Origin of the sequence: Bacillus sp. GMa5/1 (assembly GCF_050172015.1) — a bacterium.
GTDB lineage: Bacteria > Bacillota > Bacilli > Bacillales > Bacillaceae_G > Bacillus_A > Bacillus_A cereus.
On record NZ_JBNLYC010000064.1, the window covers coordinates 1 to 25,672 of the forward strand.

The window sequence follows — 25,672 nt, forward strand, 5'->3', positions numbered from 1 at the left end:
AACGCTTATTTTTAACATAAAAAAATCCTCCTCACCTTCAGGAAGATTTTTTATTTGCTATTATTTTATTTATATCCTCTAGTAACAATCCCAATTGTAAATGACATTGGAAAAATCTGGATTTAACAGCTCTTCCTTACGTATAAAGAAATTAGCAACCCCAGAATCGCCCCACATAATATTTAATGAATCGTCTGTATCAATTTGCAGCAATAATATGTCATGTTGCTGGTATTTTTCTTCCCATTCTCTCGGATCTGTCTGTGTGAAAAATGGATATCCACCAATTTTATGTCCTTGATCTTTACATAAATCATCATACAGTTCGCCTAATTCTGTATTATTTTCTTCATCAACAATTTCTTCCCAATCAATGTTATCACTAAAAATCATTTCAAATCGATAATCTCTTGGTGTTACTGGTTGATAAGCTAACTCAAAATTCAGTTTTGCTGCTTCAGGTATGATAAAGTCTTCTAATTCTAAAGTGTTTAAATAACTAAAATCAGTAATTACCTTATTTAAATCTTCTATAATTGTAGAATGATAAATAATTCGAAAGTCTTTTTGGATTGTTGGATGATCAAAATCTGCTCCATAAAGCTCATCATCAGCACTTACGAAAAACTGTAACATTCCCTTTTGAGGCATATATTCAACATGCGGAATTTCTTCAAAGTTTAACTGCGCAAGTAGCATCATAGGTTGTCCATTTGAGTCTTTAGGATGCTCTTGATCTATAGGTAAATACGGATAACCACCAAACTTACTCTCAAAAAGTGTTGTCTCTGCTAATGTTCCAGACACTTTAACATACGGTTTTATACTTTCTTCTAAAATACTACGATACTGCTCTAGTTCTGTCGGAATTTGAAGTTGATACGTATTCTTCATCACATTTGCCTCCCTTTAGTAATGAATTGAAAATGCCTTACTTAATTATATAGCAAGAAATAGCTTTGTGAAAAATTGTTAAAAGTCCGTTTTCACCCTCGTTTTTTGCGCACTTGGTGGACAAAGTAAATTGTGTTCTAAAACCTTTTTATTAATAGTTCGAATTAAATCCGCTGCTTCTGCCGCATTTGTATTTTCTTTTAGTCTTTCTTTTAAATCGTCAATTTCTTTTGAAAGCTCAATCCACCTTGGTAAAACATGATTATTTGCTAAAGTTCTATAAAGTTGTTTTTCAGGATTGTAAGAAAGATCTTTATCGAGATTAAGAGGTTTACCTTTACCAGGTAAATTATCAAAAGCTCCTTTCTGTTCTGCTTGTTTAACGATAGAACTAATATGATCCTCATACGTATACGACCAAACTTTCTCATCTTTTACTAAAATCTCTTGCTTTTTTAGTTTTTTATCTAGTTCTTCTTGATTCATAGCTTCTCTCTCCTTTTTATTTTTTAGTGTCGTTTTTGTAAAATTCAATGCCCTTAATCCTTCGAATAGCTTTTCTCGCCACCACACGCTATCATGACCGCCTTGAAACTCTTCATAAGTAATTTGGTATTCCTTTTCTTTTAAAGCTTTATACAGACGTCTATTAGCCGTTAAAAGAGGTTTGTTTTCAAGTTCTCCTACTGCTATGTAAGAATAGAGATGAGTCGCATTAGAATCTATTGATTAAATTTGATTTTCATAATCATCTTTTTTCCAATGTACGGATCCAGACATTGACAACACATTTCCGAAAACATGTGGATTTTGAAGTGTTGCATAAAAAGCTGCTAAGCCACCAAGACTGAAACCAGCAATTGTTGTATGTTTTGCTTCTTGATGCACACCACGGAAGTAATTCCTCCTTGAAAAATGCATTCATTTTATCATTATAAGTTAGCTCTTCTAATCGATCGACAGGATCTATAGCAACAGCAATACAAGATGGGATTTCATTTTTGTAAATTAAATAATTAAGTGTTTTTGCGATTGGAAGGTTATGAATGAATGAATGAATGAATTCCCATCAAATACAATGAGAAGTTCTTGAAGATGTGAAGTGTGAGAATAATCATGAGGCGTATAAATATGAATTTTACGTGTGTTATTTAAAATCGAACTATAAAAAGAATATGTTTCAATCTTTCTCGATGGATAATCATTTGAAGGAAAACGACTGCTATACTGCACGTCCATACCTATTTTTAACACAGACGCTTTATTGGTACCTTCTCCATCACCTCTCTTTCTCCTTTGTAGTATTCTATATGTAATTTTTTCATTAGAATCCCTATATAAAAGTAGTCGTAAGTTATGTGTTTAGAGAAGTTATTGATTAGAAAGATGATCAATTGCTTGAATAGAAAGTTCCAATGATTTTATTCTTCTTTCTAACAGTGTTCTTTGAGGACTCCCAAGCTTTGACTTAACATAAATCTTTTCAATTGATGGCAACAAACCAATTAGAACATTTCGAGCGTCTGCTAAATCCTCTTGGGTGTAATGATGGGTTTCTTGATTCCAAATACTTTCTAACATAGCTAAGCCGATACTAGCTGCTTTGAGTCTTTTTTTCACTAATGTAGTATTTGCACCTTTTTGAGTCATCTGAGATAGCGCATTTTCAAGTTTACGGATTGTTGACTGTAAAGACTGTATAGATTCTACTTTATCTACATTTGATACGTTTTCCATATTAAACCTGTCCCTTCTTCGTTTCTAAATTAGTTTTCTTGATATTTGATAATACCATTTAGAAGCGAATTTTACTTGAAATATTTGAGTTGGACATGAATTGAAAGGAAAACAGCTAACAAGCTTCTATCTCCTACCTCTTACATATTCTATATGTACTTCTTTTTTCTCGTTAAAATACCTACATGGACAAGGTGTTAATATTGTACTTTTTTTGTTCAGTAAGATAATAAAGTAATAGCTTACGGGTCTTTTCATAATTCATGAAATCTCTATATAAAATGGGATAATTCATAATCTCTGTTTCTAGAAAACGATATTGCGGAAACCACTCAAAAAACGATTTTCTTAGCCACTTAATTTGATTAAACACAATCTCCTGTTCATTATTATTAAGCACGTAACTTAAAGTACCTGCTGTATGCATCCAATAATAATTTAAATCAGCGCTTATACAATCATCTTCTGTAAACGTATTATTAAAATCTTTTCTTATTTTTCGAATGTCACAATTCGGAAACGGTTTATACAGTGGACTAGGCGTGTTCTGCAATTCATTAAAAATAACCTTTTTACCTACCACCCCTTTATTTCTCTAGCCAATTTAATAAGTTTTCATAATGATATTGAGCATCGATATACCCAAGATTATATAAATTAACGAGCTTTTCCTTATTTCTTTCTATTCCGCTTATAGGAAGCTGTACACTTGGTTGAATTACATAAAAATTATCTTTTTGTTCTTCTTGATTCATATAAGATATCGTCTCGTTATAAAAACGATAATGGTCTACTAAATTCTCTGCGATTTTCGGATATTTTCTATATAGAATTTTAGCTAGACCAGAAAATTTATTTCGCTGCTTCTCGTATCCTTCTGGCTTTGTCATAATTACAACGTTCTTTTCATAACCATCAGTTTGAGCTTTTAAAACTGGTATAGGATCTATAATTCCTCCATCTAGTAATTTTCGATTATCATATTCTACAGCAGGTGCTATAAACGGCACAGAGCTGGATGCACGGATGATTTTTAAAATATCATTTCCATGTTCTTTTTTATTATAATAAACAGCTTGTCCTGATTCGCAATCAGTCGTCCCTATAACAAATTGTTCATTACAGTTTAAGAAAGTTTGAAAATCAAATGGAACAATTTTATTAGGTACTTCATCAAATAAAAAGTCCATTCCAAATAATTCACGTTTTCGAATTAAATTTCGATAAGATATATACCTGTAATCTGATACTAGCTCTGTATTTACTTTCTTATTTCTCCCTTGTTGACGCGACAAATAGGTTGCTCCCATACAGGCTCCAGCTGATACGCCGACTACATATGGAAAGAATAAGTTCTTTTCCATGAAATATTCGAGTACACCTGCAGTATATAAACCTTTCATTCCTCCGCCCTCTAATACTAAACCGATATTCTTCATTCTATATCCCTCTGCTTCTTTTTTCTTAATTTCATATTAGCATAAGATTTTAAGATGAGGTTATATAAACTAATTACAACAATAACCAGAAACTACTAAAGTAATGTGATAATATCTTTGTGAGTAACATGTTACAATATAAGTAATTCATTCCACATATATTAAAGGAGGAATTTAATATGGGTTTATTTAGCGGTATTTTAGGAAATGCATCAAATACGAGTTCTGAAAGTGTAGAACGTGATTTAGAGAAGATTATGCTAGACGATGAAAAAGTAGAGCATGCTTATAAATTAATTCGTGATCTAATCGTATTTACAAATCGTCGTCTTATATTAGTAGATAAACAAGGAGTAACTGGCAAAAAAACAGAATACCATTCTATTCCTTATAAAAGTATTACACAATATAGCATCGAAACGGCTGGGCATTTTGATTTAGATGCAGAACTTAAAATTTGGGTGTCTAGTATGGAGGAACCAATTACGAAAGAATTTAAAGGTGACGATAGTATTTTAAGCATTCAAAAAGCGCTAGTAACCTTTACGACAAAGTAGTGTTTTTTGTATCTTTATTCATTTTCGAAATTACTAACCCGAGTATTTTGGAAGAACATACATTATTTTTGTATATTTAATCTAAAATAACATAAAAAGGTAAAGCGTATTTTAAATGCTTTACCTTTCTTTTTTGTAATAAACAAGTGTAGTTTTATCATTTAATTTCTTTATTACTTCTGTTCTTTTATACCCCATTTTCTCGTATAGAAAACAATTTCTTTCTTCTTCTAAAATCGTAGCAAGTTCAAAACTTCGTGCTTCTGGAAACATTTCTTCAATTAAAATAAGTACTTTCTGAGCAATTCCTTTCCCTTGATAGATTGGATGAATAAACATTGGACTAATCCAAAATTTATAAGGTAGTTCTTTTGCGGATATACATATCGCTCCAACAAGTTTCGAATCTATTATCACCTTATAAAAATTACTGCTGGGATTATTTATTCTAAAAATAGTTTTTTCAATAGTTTCATTTGCTGGATTTGTTTCATAGTCTTTATATTTATGTAATAAAGAGCTAAATGAGTCTATTTGCATTTGAAATATAACTTCTGCATCAGTTTCTGTCACCTTTTCTAATATAATCTCCATGTTACCAATTTAGACGCTTTCTTAAAGAAGTAATATGAGCGGTATGGTGACGACCATGCCATGCATATAGTCCTATTGCAACAGCAAGTTTTGTTTCACCAGTTTCAGGATGGTTAAATGTCTTTTCTAAATCTTCAATTTCTAGAGAATATAAAAGATTAACCCATCTTTTATGTAATGAATCTAGCATTACTAGTGAAACATCTACCGGTAATTTTGAATCAGGTAACTCTGCCCACTTCTCTTCTTTATACGGCTTAATAGTTGGATTCTTTTCTGTCAGTGCTAATTTAAAGCGTATGTAGCTATTCATATGGCTATCAACGACGTGATGAACTACTTGACGTACAGTCCAACCTCCAACGCGATATGGTGTATCTAACTGCTTCTGATCTAAATCTTTAATTGCCTTTGTTAGTTCATTAGGTAAATCTTCAATTTCTTGAATCCATGTATCAATCATTTCTTCAGTTATAGGACGTTTGTATGTAAATTGGCCAATTGGATAACGTAAATCATTCATGAATAAGTCCTCCTTATTATAAGTGCGAAGTATTTCTCCAAATATAGTGTACAAACTTCACATGTTCTCCATTTAATTCTACAGATGTTATATCTGATTCGTTTTGATAAGAAGAAAATCCGCTTTTTTCTAGTACAATTTGTGATGCGAGATTATTAGTCGTTGTTTTAGCATGAACTTCAGTAATTTCATTATTTTTCGCTACATCTAAAATTAATTTTACGGCTGCTGTTGCAACTCCTTTTTTAGTGAATTTTTCTCCGACACGATACCCGAGCGAACTAATTCGAGTTTCCGTATCTATATCTACTAAATTGATTCGCCCTACAATTTCTTTTTCTTCATTACGAATTAAATAAAAATAAGAATCTCCATCTGCCTGTTCTATTAATAAATCGTCTAGTAGTTTTTGGAAATATTCAAATTCAAAATATTTCGAGCCACGATTTGGTACCATTGTTTCAAAAAAAGATTTATTTGTAAGTTCAAACGTAAATAAATCCTTAGCATCTTGTTTCTTTAGTTGCTCTATGTATATTTCCATCCCGTATTCTCCTTCTTGATTTACTAACTGTTATACATTCTTTTTTAATCAATTATATTCCTGCTATTTCTTTCGATTAAGTAATACAGATAGTAGCACTTTCGGATGAAAGAGATGAAATGGACTACGAATTAAATTCATCACTCGTACTAACCGAATATAAACATCAGAATTACTTGCGGATAGTCGATATATTTGCTTCGTATACCATAGTTGAAATTTTTGTTTTGTAGTTAATTCTCTCTTTAGTTGCGGGTGACGTGATATTTCTGTTGTTGTCATATCCCAAGGGGTTTCTATTATAGTAGCTGCCTTTTTATAAAATTGCTGTGTAAATGTTTTATCAAGTTGTTTTCTATCTTGCAAAAGTAATTGCAATTGGTGAGCCTCCATAGCAGCAACTGATACGCCTTGGCCGAAAACGGGATCAAAACGACATTGCGCATCTCCAATAACTAATAATCCTTCTGGTACATTATTCACTAAATCAAATCGCCGGCGTACTTGATAAGGAATTTTGTATGTCTTTATATCAGTAATTCCCTCAGCCTTATTTAAGAAGTCTGTAACATTAGAAATTGATAGATTTTCAGCAAAATCATAAAACTCATCATCTGTTTGTGGTGCTTTCTCATTTGCGTATCCACTAAAAGTAACAAAATAACGATTATCTTCTATCGTTTGAATAAGAACGCCATAAGGGTTATCAGGGAAACTAGGAGACATTAGCATATTACAACAGTCTAACTCCTCATTTTCTTTAAGTTTGAACATTTTCGTTGCGTAAAATAAATCAATACGAACTTTCTCTTCTTGTACTTTAATTTCGTATTCTCGTAGCCACTCTATACTTTTTGAGCCAAACCCACTCGCATCAACTACAAGATCCGCATGAACTTCTTCTTGTGTGTTTGTCTCTAAATATTTAACTTTTACTCCACACACTTTGTTAAGCTTTGCATCTACCAATAACCCTTTAACCAATGTTTCATATTTAATAGTAATATTTGAAATTTGATGTATTCGTTTTTGAATATGCCATTCTAGCAAAGGACGACTTTGTTGAATCATATGTACTTCCCCTATGAACGGTTGTTTCCATAGACCGAATTGATGCCATTTCAAATCACGCGTAAAGTTGTTTATAATACTACCCGCTTCTATTAATTCGTTCGTAATATTAGGAAACAATTCTTCAATTGCGTTTTCTCCACCTTTTAATAACACGTGAGGATGATTACTTTGTGGAACTCTTTTTCTCGAAGACTTTCCATCCCATCTTTCACCAGCTTCTATAATGATTACTTCTTTAAAAGAAGTTGATAATGCTTTTGCTGCAAACTTTCCTGCCATACTTCCACCAATAACGATAGCCTTATTAAACATATTTTCCCCCTTAATAAAAAGAGATCCTGCCTTGTATGAATGAAACAGGATCTTAAACTAATTAACTTCTTTATCATTATACTTAAAATACATCAGTAAATTGCAACATTAAAATTAAAATACCTAATCCCCATACGTAATACGCGAATACTTTTAAGGAGTGACGTTTTAAATATTGAATCATCCATGAAACGGCTATGTATCCAAAAAACGCTGCTGATAACGTTCCGACAATTAAAGATGTACTAGAAATAGATTCTGCTTTCCCTTGAAAAACGTCTACAAATTGCAAAATGATAGCTCCAACGATGGCTGGTGTCGATAGTAAAAAAGAAAAGTACGCAGCAGTTTCACGGTCTAATTTTCTCCATAATGCAGCGACAATTGTCATTCCAGAACGGGAAATGGCTGGAAAAATAGCAGCAGCTTGAAATGAACCGATAATTAATGCGTCTTTATATGTTATGTCATCCATTTTTTTACGACCATTCTTTTGTTTATCTGCCATGTAGAGAAAGAATCCGGTCACTAAAAACTCCCAACCGATCGTGATTCCTGTTTTTGAAATATCTTCAAAGAAGTCTTTAAACAATAAACCAATTACAACTGCGGGTATTGTCCCAACGATAAGTAATAACATGAGCTTTGAAAATGGGTTTTTAATTAAATATATAAATTCTTTTTTGTAATAAATAAAAACCGCAAGTAAAGTCCCAATATGCAGCATCGTATCTAAAAATAAGCCAGCCTCATCTAATCGGAACAAATGCCTTCCTAAATAAAGATGTCCGGTACTACTGATTGGTAAAAATTCTGTTAAACCTTGAATTATACCTAGTATGAAAGCTTCTAACCAATTCATGATGGTCTCCTTTCTCTTTTGCTTGTACCAATATATGAGGGTTAAATTTTCGATATGAAAAAAACTATATTTCTCTATGAATTTACTTTTTATTTATGGATATATATGTAAAGAGGGTTGAGGAGGGTTATTATGTGGAAGCACACAAAATTCGGTAATGTATTACTTTGGGTGGGCCCTATCCTTGTATTTTTAGGACTATGTATGACAAATGTTATTTCAGATATTCCTTTCTTTGAGGGAAAACATAAAACGGTTGGTATTGTACTTATATTTATAGGTGTAATCTGTTTTGTTGCTGCTAATCATTTGAAAAAAGGAGAAAGATATGAAGAATAAATCTAAATAAAAAACAATCCTTGCATATTAGCTAGGATTGTTTTTTATTAATGTTGATTATTTGTAGAATACTTTATCAACGTTATATTTCGCTTTGTATTCATTAATGATATATGTTTCGTAAATTTCTCTTTCTGTTGGATCTTCTACGATACATGCATCAATGCGGTATACTTCATCACGGTGATTTTTAATTGGTGAAACATTATCTTCAAAATGCTTCTTAATACGTTGTCTAATTTTACGAGCTTTACCTACGAAAAGAAGTTCGTCATTAATATTGTAAAACATAAAAATGCCGCCTTTATCTCTAGGGAACAAGTGGAAATCGATAAATCCATTAATTGGAGTAATGATTGGCTCGTCTCCTTTAATAACTTGTTTACGTTCAGTAATTGAAACATCAGCTTCAGGAATATTAATTTTAATCAAGTTCATTCACGTCCTCTTTTATTATAAAGATAAATAATAGCATACATAAGTAAGAAAAGCTATGTTCAGAGGCATATTTCATTTTATAATTCAAATATTATAGGTGTATCATGTAAACTTTTCTTCCAAATCATATGATCACTGGATTCTCCCCAGTAATCTTTCAATACATAGCTAGGTTTTCCAAACTTTTTCATCCATATACTTTGCGCATTTTTATATCCACTATCTAAACAATATTCTGTTATCCCTCTGCTAAGTAATGTAAGAAACATTGTATGTAGTAATAAACTCCCTATTCCCTTTCTCTGATACTCCGGAAGTATGAATACAGTTCCTATTTCATACAAATTTTTAAGTACACCACCTGTACAACTATTAATCAATGTACTTGCTGGACCGATTTCGATTGTTCCAATGATTTTATCGTTACTTGTATCAATTGCTAATAAAAAGTAACGACTTTCTCCGTTACTATCAAAGTCACTTTTCAAATACTGCTTTTTTGAGTTAATTTCATTTTCTATGTCATCTAATAATTGTGACAATCCTTCATTTTTGTATGTATTCGTAATAACTATACGGAAAAATAAATATAGTTCATCTACATCATTCAAATTCGGTCTTCTAACTGCAACGTTAGTCATGAATTCAATCTCCAATCCTCATTATGCCATTGTCAATACAACACTTTATATAATCTATTCATCATTATTCTGCAAAAACCTGCATAAATCCAACAGTATAGAAAGCTCATTATAAATATTGATAAAATAATTTTTATATCCATAGTTGTATGAACAGCAGGACCAAGTACCGGAAAGTGGAAAACATCGAGAACGATCATAATACCTATAAGTAGACAAGTTGCTGAAAAAGAAACAATCCAAATTCTCCTCTTTAATTTTAAAAAGGATACTCCTAAGGCTAGACCTAATAAGCCTGTAGTAAAAGGAAAGACAATTAGTTCACTGGGCTCAATAATAAATAATAGAAAAATAGTAAGAATATAAGAAAGTATTCCCTCACGAATAGAATAGAAAATAGCAAAAAAAATCGGTAATGTCGAAAATGGACTAATGAGCAAACCTATACCAGGAACTAAGTTCCCAGCTGCTTGAAACATGGTGGCCAATGCACTCATCAAAGCTGTAAGTACTAACTTATTCGCAAGGGACAATTTTCTTTTATGAACAAAGCTCGTATCATGTTCTATCATCAGTTGATACCAATAACGTACAAACCAATTCATTAAAATACCCCCTAAAGATACCACATTCATTACTTTCTATATTATTCATACACTTATGGTTTATGAGTTGCTTTCTACTAGTTATAAATCACTATATAATAGATACTTATAGATTGAAGATTTTTAGGGGGACAAGTCAAGTTGTGCGTTTTGGAAGCAGAATAAACTCTTTATGTTTTTAAACTGAGAATTTATATCGTATCAAGGAATAATTTCAAAAATGGTACCTTTGTTAAAATCAGTTACTTTCATAGAACTGTAAACTCCTAAATATAATTTAGTTTGATCCGAATTTGTTCCTAAACTCATATAATAAGCTGGTTGCGTACCAAAATCATAATTGGTTTCAATAGCATAAAAGTCAGCATGTTTACCGTCTGTACCTGCTCTAGTATAGGCTAAAACACCCTTAATTGGAGACTGAGATTCTCCTTTCTTGGCAAGGTCAGTAAAAACAACGCTACCTGTTAAATTTGGAATTGCATTTCCCATATATGGCTGAACTCCTGTAAGTGAAGTTCCTCCAAACTTATCTGTTCTAGAATCTTTATGAAAATAACTAAGTAGAGGCAGAATACGCTTCACTGAAGTTTGTATTGTTTCATCATAATAAACCATTGTTCTCTCATCCAAAGTCTGATTCTCAGAACAATGTCGTATAAAAGAAGTAGGTAAATCCCCTTCCCATCCTCGCCACCCAAAATTGATAAACCCATCTTGTTTGGGAGTTAACCTCATAAAATGCATTTGAACAAGTTTTGTAACCGGTATAGGTTTATATTGAACAAATGAAAAAATAGACTCTACAATATCTTGTCCGACATTTCCGGCGTATTTGATATATTGATTATAAAACCTTTGAAATGAAATGCCGGTTATATTACGTACTCCTTTTGCAATTACTGTAAGTGTTTCTTGTATAGATAAAGGAAGTTCATTAAAGCGTGTAACTACAGGAGGGTTATTTATAAATGTATTTTTACTTACATCGATTTCAATTATTTTTCCTGCTATTTCTAAATCATCTTGGCTTAAATTAAATGGATCATAACCTGATCCGCCATCTCCATTTGTAAAAACGAGTTTTCCAGTCTCAGGTGAAAAGTTTAAACTATTGACTCCGTTATGATTAAAAAATGGTCTTCTTACATTCAGTAATGTTCGTCGTTTTTGAGCTTGACCATTAGATTGTAAAGTCCATTCTTCCACTGTATCAATGTGATCATATTGCGTATTTCTATTAAACCACTTTAAATTTAACGTTTTAGGGTCACAAGGATTCGGTTTAAATTGCTCAGAAAATGCACCTGGCCCTTGAGTTCCAGCTACTGAATAATGAAGATAAAATAACCCATTTTGATAAAATTGTGGATGGAACGCAAGTCCAAGCAATCCGCGTTCATCATAACCGCTACTAGAAACACCTTCTTCAAATGTACCTAATTTAATAATTAGGTGACGAATATCTAAAAATGTCTTTATAACTCCGTCCCCTATGTAAAAAATCTCCCCTAATTGAGTTGCGATAAATAGTCTTTCGGTCGATTCACCTGGAAGTATCGTTGTTTTCAATACAGTTGGTAAATTTACGTTATGAACAATGGGTCGTAAACTAACTTTAACTTTTGTCAATTAACTGTACACCCCTTTTTCTTCTTTTTTATAGAAGAATATGATTAGAGTAGTTCTGTTAGTATCAAATAAGTCGCATTCCTTTTTATTACAATTTTGTATATAATATAATTATAAATAATCTGGGGGACGAACTATGATAATCGTACTACAAATCATCTTACCACTGATTTTCACAGTCTATTTATTTACCCTCTATCGTAAAGGGACGTATGGATCAGCTTCATTTCTTTTAGCAGTCATGATAGGAATTTTCGGTTTAGAGAATATTTTTCAGCATGCTAGTCTAACAGATCATGCTATTTATCCATATTGGGGCAGTTTGAAGGCTGTTGTTATCGTTTTATCAGTCGTATTTCTATTTAAAAAAGGTGGTTTAACAGAAAAATATTGATTTTTAATGCGTTACATATTTTCTTGTTAAATTGCTTTTATTTTATAAAAGAAGAAATATTTATGTAAAAACACGAAGGGATGTGTTACATATGTCTATAAATATTATTTCAATAGTATCTATCATAATATGGATTGTGTTAATTACAGAACTTATAAAACCTTCAAAAGAACAGAATGGACGAAAAATAGTAACTTTAGTAACTGCTGGTTCCGCATCAACACTTATTTTGACGGTTTCATTTATTCAAAATGTCCCGTTTTGGAATTGATAGTGATATAACTAACAAAAATATGTATAAATAAAAAGATTAGGATTTACTCCTAATCTTTTTATTTTTTGAGGTAACACCATATGCCCAACAAGCTAAGGTCTTGAAATAGCCCCTAAACAAAATTTGAAATTTTTCTAAAGTTATTTATGTGAATTTAACTCGTTTTCAGGAACATATATGGTCCTTTTATAATTTGAAGTTCTTTTTAAGCTTCTTATATTTTCTATACGAACGCCTAACAATGTTTAACATAAAATACGGTATTTTAACCGGGAAAGGCAATTTATATATGAAAGGAAAATAAAAGGTGAAATATGCCTTTTCTAGATCTCTCCACTTACTATCTTCTTTTGTTTTTAAGAAATCAGATACATCGACTACATATCCCCTTCCTTTTTCCATCATCACATTTTTCCCGTGAACATCACAAGGAGTTAACCCTTGTTCCCTCGCATACTCTAAAGCCTCATTAATATCAAGTATTACTTGCTTAGGAATTTTAATACCCTTATGAATAGCATCGTATAAGGTAATTTCTTTTAAACGTTTCAATACTATGAAATTTTCCGCTTTATATATAAGCTTTGAATAAGAAGGATGACCTCCAATTCTTCGGTATACTTCTGACTCTTTTTCAATTCCTTCTCCTTCTCGCACGTAAACTTTCACTACCCAATCTTTGTATTCTTTGTGCATGAATACTGCGGCATAATTACCTGTTCCTAAACACTTCCAAAGTCTAGGAATATCTTTAACTACTACAGGCTCGAATTCATCCTCACTTCTTATACTTACCTCTTTTAATAATTCGTCATTTATCAATCCCACAAAACTATTTATACTCATCATTCCCACTCCGGTTTTGCTAAAAGGGGGCCCACCCACATTTTAACGAAAATATACACTAAGCGAATTTTAGCATAAAACGAGTCATCTTTCTTCCTAAAATAAAAAGCTGACTCGTTTTATTTGAACTGTTGAATACTTAATATTTATTTCGTTATTCATAGCCAAAAACCGTACGATATAAAAATATTTCTAACTATTTTCATTTTTTCAGAGGCAACTGTATAGGGCTTTTCTTAGTGCAAGTTCTCTTCGTTCATTACCCATGCCAAATCTATAAAATATTGTTTAGAAGTGTAGCAAGGGTTTGTTAATGGTTCAATTCTTCTTCCACAACTATTTTTGTTAGCAAAAACTTTTATTGTTTTAATAGTCTTTTGTTTAATTCCCACAATGCTGTTTTGTTGCTATCCCATTTCAAAAGCGTTACTGCTTCCTCAAAGCATAACCATTTATAATTAAAGTGTTCTTTAGATAATGATATGTTTTTTGTAGGGACTTTAACTCCAAAAGAAAATTCTTTTATTACATAAACCTCTTCTCCCCAAAGGAATCCTCTAACTACATCCTCTACTGGTAGTGAAGACACAGAATCTAATTGTATATATGGACATTCTCTTGTAATACCAGCCTCTTCAAACGCTTCCCGTTTTGCTGATTCAATAGGAATCTCACCGTCTTCTCCGCCACCAGCTATTCCTTGCCAATAACTATAATCACTTCGGTTGAAAATAGCATATTGAATAGAATCGGCAGTTTTTATATAAGGAAATATCAATACTTGATATGGCGCTCTCATTGCTTAAGCTCCTCTCGAAAATAAGTTTTAAATAAATATAAATAAAGAGCCGACATCACAATTCTACATTATTAATGCAGGTTTATAATGTCGGCCCTCTATGTTTAAAGAATTTTATTTTTCATAAACAGGCTTACTCTTAACAGAGGAAAAACTGCTTATTCCCTGTCGAATGTGTTTAGCATGGTTTTTCCTAAATGTTAGCAGTACCCTATATTATTCAATTGCGCCAGCAACATCATAATCATTTAAATCTAATTCAATCGTTTGTCCGAGCGCTAGTTTAGCAAGTTCCGCTCCTAGGTATGGACCAGCTGTTAAACCCGAAGCCCCTAATCCATTCGCAACGAGAATTCCTTCAAAGTTAGGTAGTGGTCCGATAACAGGTAAGAATCCTGGTGTGAATGGTCTGAATCCAACTCTCGTTTCAAGCATTGTAGCATTTTCTAAGCCAGGTGCAACTGCTAATGCCTTATGGAATACTTCATGTAAACCACCTGCTGTTACACGATGATCGAAACCAGTATCATTCTCATGTGTTGCACCAATTACGACATGCCCATTGTCAAACGTTAAAATATATTGATCGTTCGGTGGCATAACAACTGGCATATTTTCTGTTGCTGTATTCTCGATTTGCAGATGAACAATTTGTCCTTTTTGGAATGTAACTAAGAAATTAATTCCTAATGGATTCAAGATTTCATTCGCCCATGCGCCTGCAGTTACAATAACCTTTTCCGCTAAGATTGTTTCATCGTTTACTGTAACTCCCGTAATATGATTTCCTTCACGGACTAATATGGCATCGCCTTTTATTAAAGTTGCACCATGTTTTTTCGCAGCACTTATTAATGCATTGCGTAATAATCTTCCATTTACTCGTGCAGCACCACTAATATGAACAGAACTATATTCGTCTGATAATGCTGGGAATAATTTTTTTGTTTCTTCAGCTGATAAGCGAGTGATTTCACCAATCTCTGGGGCATCTTCACGTCGTTTATAAGCTCGCTCTTCCATTTGATCTAACTTTTTCTCGTCAGTATGTAAACTAATTGCACCTACACGATTATATCCTGTGTCAGTTTCACCGTCTTCTTCTAATTGCTGAATTAACGAAGAATAGTAACGTGCACCGCCTTTAACAATTTTATACCATGCTTTATTACGACGCTGCGATAGCCATGGACATACAATACCTGCTCCTGCATCAGTTGCTTGTCCTAATTGTTGGCGATCCACGATAGTAACATTCGCACCTGCCTTAGCAAGATGATAAGCAGTAGACGCTCCTAAAATTCCAGATCCAACTACAATATACGATTTCATTTCAAACACCTTTTCTCTTTTACTAATTATATAAATATAAGAACATTCCTTAGTATAATGGAAGGAATGCTTTTTTCAATGCACTCATCACAATTAATTGTTGCAGCATTGTGACTTTCTTAATCATTATTTTTTCTTCTTACGGAATAATTCAATTGTTTTATAGCCTTGTGAAAGGATCTCTATCATTTTCTCTAGACGTTTTTCACGTGTTTTTTCTTGTTTTACAGAAAAAAGATTACGTGCCCAATCTTTCTGATATCCAGGCGTTAAACTTTGATAAAACTTAAGTTCATTCGGATGATTAGCTAATAATGCTTCAACATCTTTAATTCGATCTGCATAATCGGCAACACATTGACTCATAGCAGATGTTTTCGTTGTTTTTTTCTTCTCGCGTTTTAAACCTACAACAGTAAAGACTTCATCCATACTTACCATTCGTGCAAATTTAATGTCGCTTTCTCCCACATAACCATCTTCTCCAACGTTTAATGCCGGAAACATCTCATCACGGTGAATAAACGTACTATAACGAGCATTATCTTTTTTCGGATATGCGAAGAATACGTAACCTTTTTCAATTAGTAATTCTTCATTACTAATAATAAAATTCGTTTGTTTCACCATTTCATCAAGCGTTTCTACAAATATAAAGATAGCATCGTGTTCTTTTGAGAATGCAGTTTCTTTACCTGTAAAAATGTCATAATCACTTGGTTCGTTAATAACGACCATATTTGTATACTTATTAAGTTTCAATTTATCAATAACTGACATAATAATCTTCCTTTACATTCAAAATTCATTGTACATACTTTTTCGTACTGTTCTAGTGTATTATATGTATTAAGAAAATCAAACTTTAAATCGTATTATTCTGCTGCAAAAGAACATAATTCTTTACTAGATGGGGTGGTTTTATGCCATATGTAATTCGAGATGAAGGGCTAGTTTTACAAGGGGATGATGGAAAAGAACCAATTTTTCATACGTATGAAGAAGCTGAGAAAACATTAAAAACACTAACTATACCGCAGTTTCCGAAACATATTAGAAGAAAACCATTTACACCAAAAATAATAAAGATAGCCGCTTCTGAATAAGAACCGGCTATCTTTATTATTCATAACTTAATAGCAAATAAAGTATATAAAAACTCTTTATATTGATCTTCTGTAATTTCATGCTTAGTTTTTTCCCCACGAATAGCTTCAGTTAAACTTGTATTCGTTAATGAAATATGACCGGAGTTCGTCAACTTTACTGCAATTGGTCCTTTATTAAAAATAGACTTCTCATCTTCTATCACTCTTCTTTGAACATCGTTTACTATTATCTCATCAATATTATGTTTATAAAAAGCATGACAAACTTTCCATTCTCCATCAGTATCTATTCTTTCTAAAACATAATTTCCCTTACTCGTATCTTTTCGTCTCACCCGGTACGAACCATTTTTTGAAGAAACAGACTTACCAGTAAAAGGTACAGGAACAAGAGGTACTAACGAAGCTATACCTACATCAATTAAATACTGTACATTATCATAAGTTAAAATAATTGTTATATGGCCATCCTCAAGTGCCCATGCATTTATATCGTTTTTATAAACCGTACCTAATGCCAGTTGTACATCATAGCCACAGTCTCTTAAGAAATAGTAAAAAAGAGTATTTAATTCGTAGCAAAGTCCACCACGGGAACTCGTTAAAATTTTCTCTCGTAAGTTTTCCAGAGAGATTTGATTCGTATTTCGTGCTATAACATCTAAATTCTCAAATGGTATAGTGTGTGCAAATGAAAAGAGTATAGTAGGTAATTCTTCAAACGTTACTTCATTACGTTTTTTAAGATTTAATCTTGTGAAAAGCTGATTTTGTAAACTTATCATAATTAGCACCCCTTAAAAATTTATAAGTTTAAATAATATATGCTGATTGTAAATTTTAAGGGGCACTGTAACAATGTACATTTCATTTAACTGTACCGGTACAAAAATTACGATTCACGAGGTAAATTAATAGAAAGCGTCATTACAAATGTCTTTTCTGTAATTACTTCTTTTTGAGGCAAATCAAAAGCTACGAATATAAATTTAATAGTTTATCTATAGGCAAATTATTAATATCACTTAAATCAACAAAATAGTGAAGTTGCCACGTTTGGCTCCTTTTAGCTTGATTGCTAACAGTGGTATCCCAAACAGGATAAATTCTCATTGCCATTTTCCCTGTTTGACTTTGTGTTCTCAATATTTTTTCTTTAAGAAGAATCTCTTTAGGAAAAATAAATTGTCCTAGTTTATTATCAGCAATACAAGTGATTACTAATAAATCAGGAGCAGCTTCATAAGAGAAAGCTCTATTTCGCATATTTTCATCTTTCTCCCAAAAAGAAACAAATTGACCAATTTTATTAGGAGTAACTTTTGATTTTCTAAAACGAATGGTTTTGTTATTTAAGTGGAATAAACATCCTGCATATTCTGCGTTTTGCTTTTCTTCTTTTAGATTCGTAATCATTAAATTGTTAGGTTTGTAAACTATATTGTTTAAATCTCGGATCGTATCATTAAAATTGTTCAAGAAAACGCCCCCTTTATTCATCTCTTAGTTTACCACAAACATCAGTTCTTCTATATCGTATATAATCATGAACTAAGTGAAATGGGGGAATTTAGCAGGATATAATTATTACTTTAATGTACTTAGTTTTTCAATTGCTTGTTGTTCAGTTGCTAAGTAAAAAATATCTTTTCCTTTATTACATTCATAAATAAAATCCTTTAAGCTTTTACTAGTATACATAGAGAAATCTCCAACAATAGCAATCTTTACCTTGTAGTTTATAAACTTTTGAAGGATATCGCCCGCAAGCCGTGTTTTTAGATCAAAGAAATCTTCACTTATTAAAGATTTATGGATAATAATATGTTTCGCATCTACCTCATATTGAACTGTTGCCATAGTATCTAATGCAGACTGAACATCCGATATTAATACCTTATCGTTCCTAATGACCGCAATATTGATTCCATCGATTACTACTTTCTTTATTTCCATAGTCCCACCCCTTTATAATTTACACAGTATGAGTAAAATTGTTTTACAAAACTTCGTATTAATCATAGATTAAATTAGCCTCAGCTATTAAAATGGCCTCTATTTTTTGTTGTAAATATATATTTTTTTATTACTAATACGGTCAATGAAATTAATGATAGTTTCTCTTTTTTTATATTTTTGAATATATATATGGAATTACTTTTACTTGTTATAAAAATATTGTGGAGTAACATAACTTAACAAACTATCCAAAGTGTTAATCTCGGCATATGGTTGTATTTTGGTAGTATTCTTGATTTTCTGAGGGTTAAACCACACACCTTTTATATTTGCATTTTGAGGACCAGCAATATCCTTTTCTAAGTCATCCCCAACAAATAAAGTATTTTCCGGTTGTAAATTTAGCTTATCTAATGCTAGTTCGAATATACGTTTATCAGGTTTACTAAATCCCACTTCTTCAGAAATAATGATTGTTTCAAAATACCTATTTAAATTCGTGTTAAATATTTTAGCTTTTTGCCTCTGAGTTGAGCCATTTGTTATAATTCCAACTTTAAAGTGCTTCTTTATTTGATTTAAGAAATGAATAGTATTTTGGTCTATTGAAAAACATCTAGGGAAATTATTATTCCAAAAATCTTGGATGTAATTGCGTGGCAATCTATACCTTGGCGTGAATTCATCAAACAATGATTCTAAAACTGTCGTTTTATTACTTATGCCATATTCTCTTTTATCGTATTCTTTGAATTTCTGTAACATGTTGCTTTTAGCCGCACCATCTACATTTTCATAACACTTTTCTAAAACAATTAAAAATAATGCCTCTACTGCTTTATCCCTATCAAGTAATGTATCATCTAAATCAAACAGCATCGCTTTATAACCCATCAAATAATTTCACAACCTTTCTCGCATGATTTAAATAATCCTTAGTTCACACCTTAATCGTTTACTAAATTAGCAAAAAACTCTAAAGTTTGTGAAGTACACTCTATAATTTCGCTAGCTTTTTTTATATTGAAATTCATTTCCGTTTCCCCTTCTAGTAAGTAGCGAAAGTATATGTTCACACAGTTTAAGAAATCACATGCAGTTCCCAATATTATACATTGGTTTTTTAGAAATATAAATCGTTCAGCTTTTCATACGATAATTTTTTTCAAGCATACAATTATTTTTTCATAAAAAGGAATATGGCTAATCATATTTTTTTGGAGAATACACATTCTTGAAAATGAAGCTAATACGTTAAACGTCCTATGAAGTTCCTATTGTATCTCCACATAAACTCCAGATAGTACGGCTATAATGACTACCAGAGGTGATATTATGAAAAACTATCATATTCTCGTGGTAGAGGACGATCAAGAAATTCAGGAATTAATTAAACAATTTTTAATGACGCAGCATTATACAGTGATAGTCGCTTCAGATGGACTAGAGGGTATGACACAATTTAATAAGCAATCATTTGATTTAATTCTTCTAGATGTCATGATGCCCAATCTTAATGGGTTTGAAGTTTCTAAAATGATTCGAAGTCAGTCAAACGTACCAATTATTATGCTAACTGCGTTGGAAGAAGAGGAAGATCAAATGAAAGGATTCGACCTTGGGATCGATGATTATATAACAAAGCCCTTTTCATTTCATGTTTTGATTAGACGAGTCGAAGCTGTACTTAGAAGAAGTTATGATAAAAATGTAAATAATCATTTGATATTTAAAGAAGTGCGTATTGATGTGGATGCATATAGAGTATATGTAAATGACGTTGAAATTATATTAACGACAAAAGAGTTTGAAATTCTACAACTACTATTTCAAAATGAGAGAAAAGTACTTACAAGAGAAAATATCGTAGAGAAAGTCTGGGGTTACGATTATTTTGGAGAAACACGAATAATTGATACACATATTAAAAACCTACGCAAAAAATTAGCTATCCCTTATATTAAAACAATAAAGGGTATTGGTTATAAAATTGATGAATAGTATTGTGAAACTCATGAAAATGAAGCAAATTACTTATAAACTCTTTATGACTACATCTCTCATTTTATTATCCTTTGCAGTATTGATTTATTTAACTTTATACTTCTTTCTCCCTACGTTTTATGAGCAATATAAAACAGATCAACTTCAAACAGGGATAAACGAAATCATTGATAAGTCTAAAAATCTTACGTTTCAAGATGCGATACCACTTTTTGATGAATACGCCAAAAAAAATAATGCGATGCTTTATCTTCAAAATAAAGAAGGAGTAATTATTTACTCTCCTTCATTTTCTTTTATTCAAAGTGGTGCGCAAAAAACAGTAGTTACTAAAGCAACACGATTCGAGAATGCAAGTACCCTCAGCAATTCATATAATGTTACGAAACCAATTCAATTCCAAGATGGTAGTTTAACGCTTATAGTCTTTGCTACATTTCAACCGATTGATGAAGCTTCACAGGTTTTAGTACGCTTTCTCCCCTATATTAGTATCATTGTGCTCGTTATTGGTATAGGGAGTGCTTATTTTTATTCCAGGTTTATTACGAAGCCACTTATTTATATTAATGAAGGTGCACAAAAGATGGCAAATTTAGATTTCTCCGAAAAAATTGAGGTTCGCTCTACAGATGAGTTAGGAGAATTATCTAATAGTTTGAATGACATGTCTATTAACTTACAACAAGCTATGTTTGATTTAAAAAAAGCAAATGAACAATTAAAAAATGATATTGAAAAAGAAAGAGAAATAGAAACAAAACGAAGAGAGTTTTTTGCGATTGTAGCACATGAATTAAAGTCCCCTCTTACTGTAATGAAAGGATACTTAGAAGGAATGATATACAATATTGGCCCTTATCAAAATCGCGATCAATATTTAAAGAAGAATCATCAAATTATTGAAAGTATGGAACAATTAGTTCGTGAAATTTTAAGCGTATCGAAATTAGAACAACACACCTTCAAACTAAAGGTAGAGAAAGTTAATCTTTCAAAATTAATAGGTACAATTACAAAAGATCTGGAATTTTTTGCTTCTCAAAAAAACATCGAAATAATAAAAGAAATTGATTTTGACCTTTCTATTTATACAGATTGTGCTCTTTTAGAAAAAGCATGTAAAAATATTATACACAATGCGGTGATGTATTCACCCCATAATGAAAAAGTCTATATAAAGTTAAGTGAGGATTCGAAACAAGGTCAAATCAAAATGCAAATTATAAATACAGGTGTCAATATTAAAGATGAAGATTTACAACAAATTTTCAAACCATTTTATCGAATTGAAAAATCAAGAAATCGAAATACTGGAGGAAATGGTTTGGGACTATATATTGTTAAACAAATTCTTGAAACACTAGATATCAAGTATTCAATGAAAAATATGGACCATAGTGTGAAATTTTGCATGAGTATTCCATTATCTAAACATAAAAACAAACAAACTCTCCTTTAAATAGGACGAGTTTGTTTGTTTTTGTAGTAAGTATAAACTTATTAACAGGTTTTTCATTTGATGATATGTATGTTCTTAGAGCTGCTTTTGATAAGCAATCTATGCAAGATCTTCTTGGGAATTTAATAGTTGTTCGCCAATCTACCCTGCATTTACTTAGAAGCTTAGATAAAGAAGCTTGGTCACAAAGAGGAAATGCGAATAATTCTGAAGTTACAGTTCGTGCATTAGCATACATCATTGCTGGTCATGAGCTTCATCATCTTCAAATTATAAAAGAACGTTACCTTGGTTCTGATTTATATCCAGCAACTTAATATTTGAAGAAAATGAGTCCTATTTATGTAGTGCTCTTTTTCAGTATTTATAACGAATTAGCGCTTAGAACCATGGCAATTAAATGTCTTTATTTATAAAATTCACCACATAATATTTATGCTATCCCTTCTTATTCTGTACATAATTTTCTTTAGGCTGATATACTATAAACGCAATAGTTCTGGAAAGGTGATGATAGTATGTATGAACAACAAAATAATAGAGATAGAGATCAAAAAATGATGTTTTCTATGCAAGGAGTTCCCACAAATAAAATTAACATGCATCAATTACCTAAATGGATTAGAATTTTTGGCTATTGTGCGTTTGGTTGGATAATAGTATTTAGTTTAATTATGATTGTAGGTTTAATTCTGCAATAACTATACAGAGTAGGTAAACGGGACGATATTTAGGTCATACATCTAGGTAATGTCCCGTTTTTTATGTGTGATTATCCCATGATATAGGTAACTAAATATAATAAAAAGAACCTGTAGAATATCCTACAAGTTCTTTTTATTATATTATTAAAACGGGAACAACAAACTATTTTAACATTCAGTACAGGGAGACCATTTTGATTATGGCTTGATTTTATTATAAATCAAATATAAGCTTTTGAAAGGTCTGGATTTTGAAAATTATGTGAATTAAAAAGCTACGATGTTTATATTAGATTTCATTTACGACCAACTTCTGCTTACTTAAATACACTGCACGATCTGATTTTTTAGCAACCTCCTGTGAGTGCGTCACAACAATAATGCATTTATTCTCTTTATGTGCAAGTTCTTGAAATAGCTCTATTATATCCATTGCAGTTTCCTCGTCGAGGTTTCCTGTCGGCTCATCTGCAATCAGTAAATCAACATTACAAGATAGTGCTCGAGCAATTGCTACACGCTGTTGTTGTCCGCCGCTTAGTTGCAGGACGTTTCGTTTCGCTTCAACTTCTGTGAGTCCTACCCTTTCTAACAATTCTAATGCTCTTGCTGTTTTATTTTGCACTTTAACACCCGTAATTTCCATTGCTGTTAAGACATTTTGAAGAGCTGTCATATAGGTTATCAAATTATAAGATTGGAAAATTACAGATACATTTTGATTACGGTATCGATCCAAACCAATTTTTCTAATATCTTTACCATTATACAGTACATAACCATTTTTAGGGACATCCAGTCCACAACCTAAGCTCAGAGTTGTGGTTTTACCAGATCCAGATGGTCCTAAAATCGTGTAGAAATGTCCTTTTTGGAAAGAAAAGTTAACATTATCTAGTATCGCTACATTTTTCCCATTACTTTCATAATAATAATCCAAATTTTTAAACTGTAAAATCGTCTCCATATTAAGCCTCCTCATTCATCTTTTAAAAGAATTTGTTTTGGGTTTAAACGTAGAATAGATAATGATGGAAGAAGCGTTGCTATTATAGCAATAGCCAGTCCAATTCCACCCATTTTCCCTACATCTTCTCCTGTTACACTTACATCAATTTTATCAATTGGATCTTCTTTTTGATTTTGTAGAGTACCACCAGATCCAGCCATCATTACAGTACCATGTTGCGAAGTATCTGTTTCTTCGCTTGCAGTAGCAATTTCATTCGAAAGTAAATTATCCCCGATATATTGAGAAACTTTAGCTCCTGTTGTTATGGATAATCCAAATGCTAAAATAGCGACACACACTACTTCTACTACGAATTGCGCTATCAGTTTCCACTTTTTCTCTCCAATAGACAATAGAATTCCCATTTCTTTACGACGTCCTTTAATTGATAGCATAATGATTAATCCTAAAATAATTGCACCTGCAATCGATACAATATAAATAATCATTTGAGAAGTCGAAGAGATATTTTCGATAGGACCAATCATTTGCTTGTACAATGAATCATGCGCATCTAATTTATAATAATTAAAATCAATGTTAGATTTTTTTGCTTCTTTTTTAAATGCATCAATATATTGTGGATCATTCAAGAAATACACGACTTGACCACTACTTATACCTTGGTCTACTTCTAATTTTTTCATAGTTGAATGCGGCATATATAGTTTATTAGCTGGATCCATAATAGGAGGAGCCTGTTGACCCATTGCTTGCTCATTTGTTTCGTAAATGCCGATAATTTCAACCTCAAGAGTTTCCTTCTTATCCCCTGATTGTACTTTAACTTTGTCTCCTACTTTCAAATTGTTTAATTCCGCTAATCGTTTTTCCATTAAAGCTACATTCTGATCCTTCATTTGCTCTGTTATTGGTTTTCCATCAATGATTTTACTTTTTCCGTTTTTAAAGCTTTCTTGTAATGCAGTCTTGCGAACTCCCTCAATCATAAAAGAAGCATTTATATCTATTTCTGTACCAGAGCTTGAACCGCCTCGCGCAGCCGTCATTCCCACTTTACCTTTTCCTTCTTCTTCTCCTTCTGAAGCTCCTACTAGTTTAAGTCCATCAGAAATACCGAAAGTGTTAGCTATGTAATTATAATCTTTTACATACGTGGACTTCGCTAATTGATCTGTTTCTTTTGCATCGAGCTGCGGCGGATTTGGCATTTCTCCAGTTTCCTTAGCTTTTTGACCTATTTTGTCGAAATCAAGACTTAAAGTAACATCTGCACCAAGTTTTTTTCTTGCAGCATCCGCTGCTTTTTTTGATGCATTTTGGATTGTGAAACCTGAAAGAACCAAATTTGTAACAATCAGAAAAACTGCCATCAAAATTAATGATGTTCCTATCCTTTTTTTCATACTGAGAATTGCTCGTTTCATAAAATTCATTTTTCTTACCTCCTTGATAACTTGTATTCTATATAGGTTATCTAGAGTTTATATGGAGCTAATCGGTAGTTTAACTAGAGATATAAGGAGTTTATGTGTAGTTATTCATTTACCTGTTCAAGAAAAACTAGAACACAAATTCAAAAATGCAGTCGTTTTTGAATATTGGTAAGGAGTTAGTCAATTTAA

Annotated in this window: 32 protein-coding genes and 2 pseudogenes; 9 read left to right on the forward strand and 25 right to left on the reverse strand. The window is 31.9% G+C overall.

Annotated features, from left to right (window positions below):
• Positions 1-78: 78 nt before the first annotated feature.
• The 6 genes and pseudogenes from ACQGSG_RS16010 to ACQGSG_RS16035 all read right to left on the reverse strand — a co-directional run bounded on the left by ACQGSG_RS16010 (position 79) and on the right by ACQGSG_RS16035 (position 4,070).
• The gene (locus tag ACQGSG_RS16010; RefSeq protein WP_098516748.1) at positions 79-894 is read right to left on the reverse strand and encodes a YwqG family protein; all 816 of its coding nucleotides are present in this window, start codon (positions 892-894) and stop codon (positions 79-81) included.
• Between the two features lie 78 nt (positions 895-972).
• Positions 973-1,380, reverse strand: coding sequence for a DUF1992 domain-containing protein (locus tag ACQGSG_RS16015; protein WP_033667379.1), 408 nt, complete (start codon positions 1,378-1,380; stop codon positions 973-975).
• Between the two features lie 24 nt (positions 1,381-1,404).
• Positions 1,405-2,172 (reverse strand): annotated as a pseudogene (locus ACQGSG_RS16020) (alpha/beta hydrolase); the annotation flags it as partial.
• Positions 2,173-2,265: 93 nt separating this feature from the next.
• Entirely contained in the window at positions 2,266-2,631 is a 366-nt protein-coding gene (locus ACQGSG_RS16025; RefSeq protein ID WP_000432685.1) for a hypothetical protein, read from the reverse strand.
• 181 nt (positions 2,632-2,812) lie between these two features.
• Positions 2,813-3,214: a YxiJ-like family protein gene (locus ACQGSG_RS16030; protein WP_426947628.1), complete on the reverse strand. Its 402-nt coding sequence runs from the start codon at positions 3,212-3,214 to the stop codon at positions 2,813-2,815.
• Between the two features lie 4 nt (positions 3,215-3,218).
• Positions 3,219-4,070: a patatin-like phospholipase family protein gene (locus ACQGSG_RS16035; RefSeq protein ID WP_000789287.1), complete on the reverse strand. Its 852-nt coding sequence runs from the start codon at positions 4,068-4,070 to the stop codon at positions 3,219-3,221.
• A gap of 179 nt (positions 4,071-4,249) precedes the next feature.
• On the opposite strand from ACQGSG_RS16035, the gene ACQGSG_RS16040 reads away from it, so the two are divergent.
• The gene (locus tag ACQGSG_RS16040; RefSeq protein ID WP_000522476.1) at positions 4,250-4,627 is read left to right on the forward strand and encodes a PH domain-containing protein; all 378 of its coding nucleotides are present in this window, start codon (positions 4,250-4,252) and stop codon (positions 4,625-4,627) included.
• 120 nt (positions 4,628-4,747) lie between these two features.
• On the opposite strand, the gene ACQGSG_RS16045 is transcribed toward ACQGSG_RS16040, so the two are convergent.
• From ACQGSG_RS16045 to ACQGSG_RS16065, 5 genes are all read right to left on the reverse strand, one after another.
• Positions 4,748-5,221 (reverse strand): GNAT family N-acetyltransferase, encoded by a 474-nt coding sequence (locus ACQGSG_RS16045; RefSeq protein ID WP_002005126.1) that lies wholly within the window; start codon positions 5,219-5,221, stop codon positions 4,748-4,750.
• Position 5,222: 1 nt separating this feature from the next.
• Entirely contained in the window at positions 5,223-5,744 is a 522-nt protein-coding gene (locus ACQGSG_RS16050) for a YfiT family bacillithiol transferase (RefSeq protein ID WP_000999070.1), read from the reverse strand.
• Positions 5,745-5,760: 16 nt separating this feature from the next.
• Entirely contained in the window at positions 5,761-6,288 is a 528-nt protein-coding gene (locus tag ACQGSG_RS16055) for a GNAT family N-acetyltransferase (RefSeq protein WP_000409242.1), read from the reverse strand.
• Between the two features lie 63 nt (positions 6,289-6,351).
• Entirely contained in the window at positions 6,352-7,674 is a 1,323-nt protein-coding gene (locus ACQGSG_RS16060; protein WP_000482050.1) for an FAD-dependent oxidoreductase, read from the reverse strand.
• Between the two features lie 82 nt (positions 7,675-7,756).
• Positions 7,757-8,536 (reverse strand): undecaprenyl-diphosphate phosphatase, encoded by a 780-nt coding sequence (locus ACQGSG_RS16065; RefSeq protein ID WP_001104298.1) that lies wholly within the window; start codon positions 8,534-8,536, stop codon positions 7,757-7,759.
• Positions 8,537-8,668: 132 nt separating this feature from the next.
• Here ACQGSG_RS16065 and ACQGSG_RS16070 point away from each other — a divergent pair, with 132 nt between their 5' ends.
• Positions 8,669-8,875, forward strand: a complete 207-nt coding sequence (locus ACQGSG_RS16070) for a hypothetical protein (RefSeq protein WP_000265477.1) — start codon at positions 8,669-8,671, stop codon at positions 8,873-8,875.
• A gap of 57 nt (positions 8,876-8,932) precedes the next feature.
• On the opposite strand, the gene ACQGSG_RS16075 is transcribed toward ACQGSG_RS16070, so the two are convergent.
• From ACQGSG_RS16075 to ACQGSG_RS16090, 4 genes are all read right to left on the reverse strand, one after another.
• Complete coding sequence (locus ACQGSG_RS16075) at positions 8,933-9,313, reverse strand: nucleotide excision repair endonuclease (protein WP_001048941.1); 381 nt, start codon at positions 9,311-9,313, stop codon at positions 8,933-8,935.
• Between the two features lie 77 nt (positions 9,314-9,390).
• Positions 9,391-9,954 carry a GNAT family N-acetyltransferase gene (locus tag ACQGSG_RS16080; RefSeq protein WP_000185961.1) on the reverse strand — a complete coding sequence of 188 codons (564 nt, stop codon included), beginning with the start codon at positions 9,952-9,954 and terminating at the stop codon, positions 9,391-9,393.
• 32 nt (positions 9,955-9,986) lie between these two features.
• Complete coding sequence (locus ACQGSG_RS16085; protein WP_001103993.1) at positions 9,987-10,559, reverse strand: hypothetical protein; 573 nt, start codon at positions 10,557-10,559, stop codon at positions 9,987-9,989.
• 201 nt (positions 10,560-10,760) lie between these two features.
• Positions 10,761-12,191 (reverse strand): PQQ-dependent sugar dehydrogenase, encoded by a 1,431-nt coding sequence (locus ACQGSG_RS16090; protein WP_053513122.1) that lies wholly within the window; start codon positions 12,189-12,191, stop codon positions 10,761-10,763.
• Between the two features lie 136 nt (positions 12,192-12,327).
• Between ACQGSG_RS16090 and ACQGSG_RS16095 the strand changes: the two genes are divergently transcribed.
• Entirely contained in the window at positions 12,328-12,585 is a 258-nt protein-coding gene (locus tag ACQGSG_RS16095; RefSeq protein WP_000587708.1) for a hypothetical protein, read from the forward strand.
• Between the two features lie 91 nt (positions 12,586-12,676).
• A complete protein-coding gene (locus ACQGSG_RS16100; protein WP_000026326.1) occupies positions 12,677-12,856 on the forward strand; it encodes a hypothetical protein in 180 nt (59 codons plus the stop codon).
• A gap of 189 nt (positions 12,857-13,045) precedes the next feature.
• Here the strand turns inward: ACQGSG_RS16100 and ACQGSG_RS16105 are convergent, their stop codons facing one another.
• The 4 genes from ACQGSG_RS16105 to ACQGSG_RS16120 all read right to left on the reverse strand — a co-directional run bounded on the left by ACQGSG_RS16105 (position 13,046) and on the right by ACQGSG_RS16120 (position 16,616).
• Complete coding sequence (locus tag ACQGSG_RS16105) at positions 13,046-13,705, reverse strand: serine/threonine protein kinase (protein WP_325843096.1); 660 nt, start codon at positions 13,703-13,705, stop codon at positions 13,046-13,048.
• A gap of 358 nt (positions 13,706-14,063) precedes the next feature.
• Positions 14,064-14,504, reverse strand: coding sequence for an NUDIX pyrophosphatase (locus ACQGSG_RS16110; RefSeq protein ID WP_325843095.1), 441 nt, complete (start codon positions 14,502-14,504; stop codon positions 14,064-14,066).
• Positions 14,505-14,720: 216 nt separating this feature from the next.
• Positions 14,721-15,836, reverse strand: coding sequence for an NAD(P)/FAD-dependent oxidoreductase (locus ACQGSG_RS16115; protein WP_098294131.1), 1,116 nt, complete (start codon positions 15,834-15,836; stop codon positions 14,721-14,723).
• A 126-nt stretch (positions 15,837-15,962) separates the two neighbouring features.
• Positions 15,963-16,616, reverse strand: a complete 654-nt coding sequence (locus ACQGSG_RS16120; RefSeq protein ID WP_325843094.1) for a YdeI/OmpD-associated family protein — start codon at positions 16,614-16,616, stop codon at positions 15,963-15,965.
• 143 nt (positions 16,617-16,759) lie between these two features.
• On the opposite strand from ACQGSG_RS16120, the gene ACQGSG_RS16125 reads away from it, so the two are divergent.
• Positions 16,760-16,942: a hypothetical protein gene (locus ACQGSG_RS16125; protein WP_001147161.1), complete on the forward strand. Its 183-nt coding sequence runs from the start codon at positions 16,760-16,762 to the stop codon at positions 16,940-16,942.
• Between the two features lie 20 nt (positions 16,943-16,962).
• On the opposite strand, the gene ACQGSG_RS16130 is transcribed toward ACQGSG_RS16125, so the two are convergent.
• The 4 genes from ACQGSG_RS16130 to ACQGSG_RS16145 form a co-directional block, all read right to left on the reverse strand.
• Entirely contained in the window at positions 16,963-17,730 is a 768-nt protein-coding gene (locus ACQGSG_RS16130) for an arylamine N-acetyltransferase family protein (RefSeq protein ID WP_098365279.1), read from the reverse strand.
• Between the two features lie 190 nt (positions 17,731-17,920).
• The gene (locus ACQGSG_RS16135; RefSeq protein ID WP_001058767.1) at positions 17,921-18,424 is read right to left on the reverse strand and encodes a MepB family protein; all 504 of its coding nucleotides are present in this window, start codon (positions 18,422-18,424) and stop codon (positions 17,921-17,923) included.
• 108 nt (positions 18,425-18,532) lie between these two features.
• Entirely contained in the window at positions 18,533-18,901 is a 369-nt protein-coding gene (locus ACQGSG_RS16140) for a DUF4180 domain-containing protein (RefSeq protein ID WP_000403462.1), read from the reverse strand.
• 204 nt (positions 18,902-19,105) lie between these two features.
• A complete protein-coding gene (locus ACQGSG_RS16145; RefSeq protein ID WP_000540714.1) occupies positions 19,106-19,798 on the reverse strand; it encodes an HAD-IA family hydrolase in 693 nt (230 codons plus the stop codon).
• A gap of 441 nt (positions 19,799-20,239) precedes the next feature.
• Between ACQGSG_RS16145 and ACQGSG_RS16150 the strand changes: the two genes are divergently transcribed.
• From ACQGSG_RS16150 to ACQGSG_RS16165, 4 genes and pseudogenes are all read left to right on the forward strand, one after another.
• On the forward strand, positions 20,240-20,905 hold the full coding sequence (locus ACQGSG_RS16150) for a response regulator transcription factor (protein ID WP_000800726.1): 666 nt from the start codon (positions 20,240-20,242) through the stop codon (positions 20,903-20,905).
• A 13-nt stretch (positions 20,906-20,918) separates the two neighbouring features.
• On the forward strand, positions 20,919-22,370 hold the full coding sequence (locus ACQGSG_RS16155; RefSeq protein ID WP_325843093.1) for a HAMP domain-containing sensor histidine kinase: 1,452 nt from the start codon (positions 20,919-20,921) through the stop codon (positions 22,368-22,370).
• A 41-nt stretch (positions 22,371-22,411) separates the two neighbouring features.
• Positions 22,412-22,687: pseudogene (locus ACQGSG_RS16160) on the forward strand (DinB family protein); the annotation flags it as partial.
• 201 nt (positions 22,688-22,888) lie between these two features.
• A complete protein-coding gene (locus tag ACQGSG_RS16165) occupies positions 22,889-23,071 on the forward strand; it encodes a hypothetical protein (protein ID WP_000273232.1) in 183 nt (60 codons plus the stop codon).
• 292 nt (positions 23,072-23,363) lie between these two features.
• On the opposite strand, the gene ACQGSG_RS16170 is transcribed toward ACQGSG_RS16165, so the two are convergent.
• Both ACQGSG_RS16170 and ACQGSG_RS16175 read right to left on the reverse strand, forming a co-directional pair.
• Positions 23,364-24,041 (reverse strand): ABC transporter ATP-binding protein, encoded by a 678-nt coding sequence (locus ACQGSG_RS16170; protein WP_030025800.1) that lies wholly within the window; start codon positions 24,039-24,041, stop codon positions 23,364-23,366.
• Between the two features lie 11 nt (positions 24,042-24,052).
• Positions 24,053-25,483, reverse strand: coding sequence for an ABC transporter permease (locus ACQGSG_RS16175; RefSeq protein ID WP_325843092.1), 1,431 nt, complete (start codon positions 25,481-25,483; stop codon positions 24,053-24,055).
• Positions 25,484-25,672 lie beyond the last annotated feature (189 nt).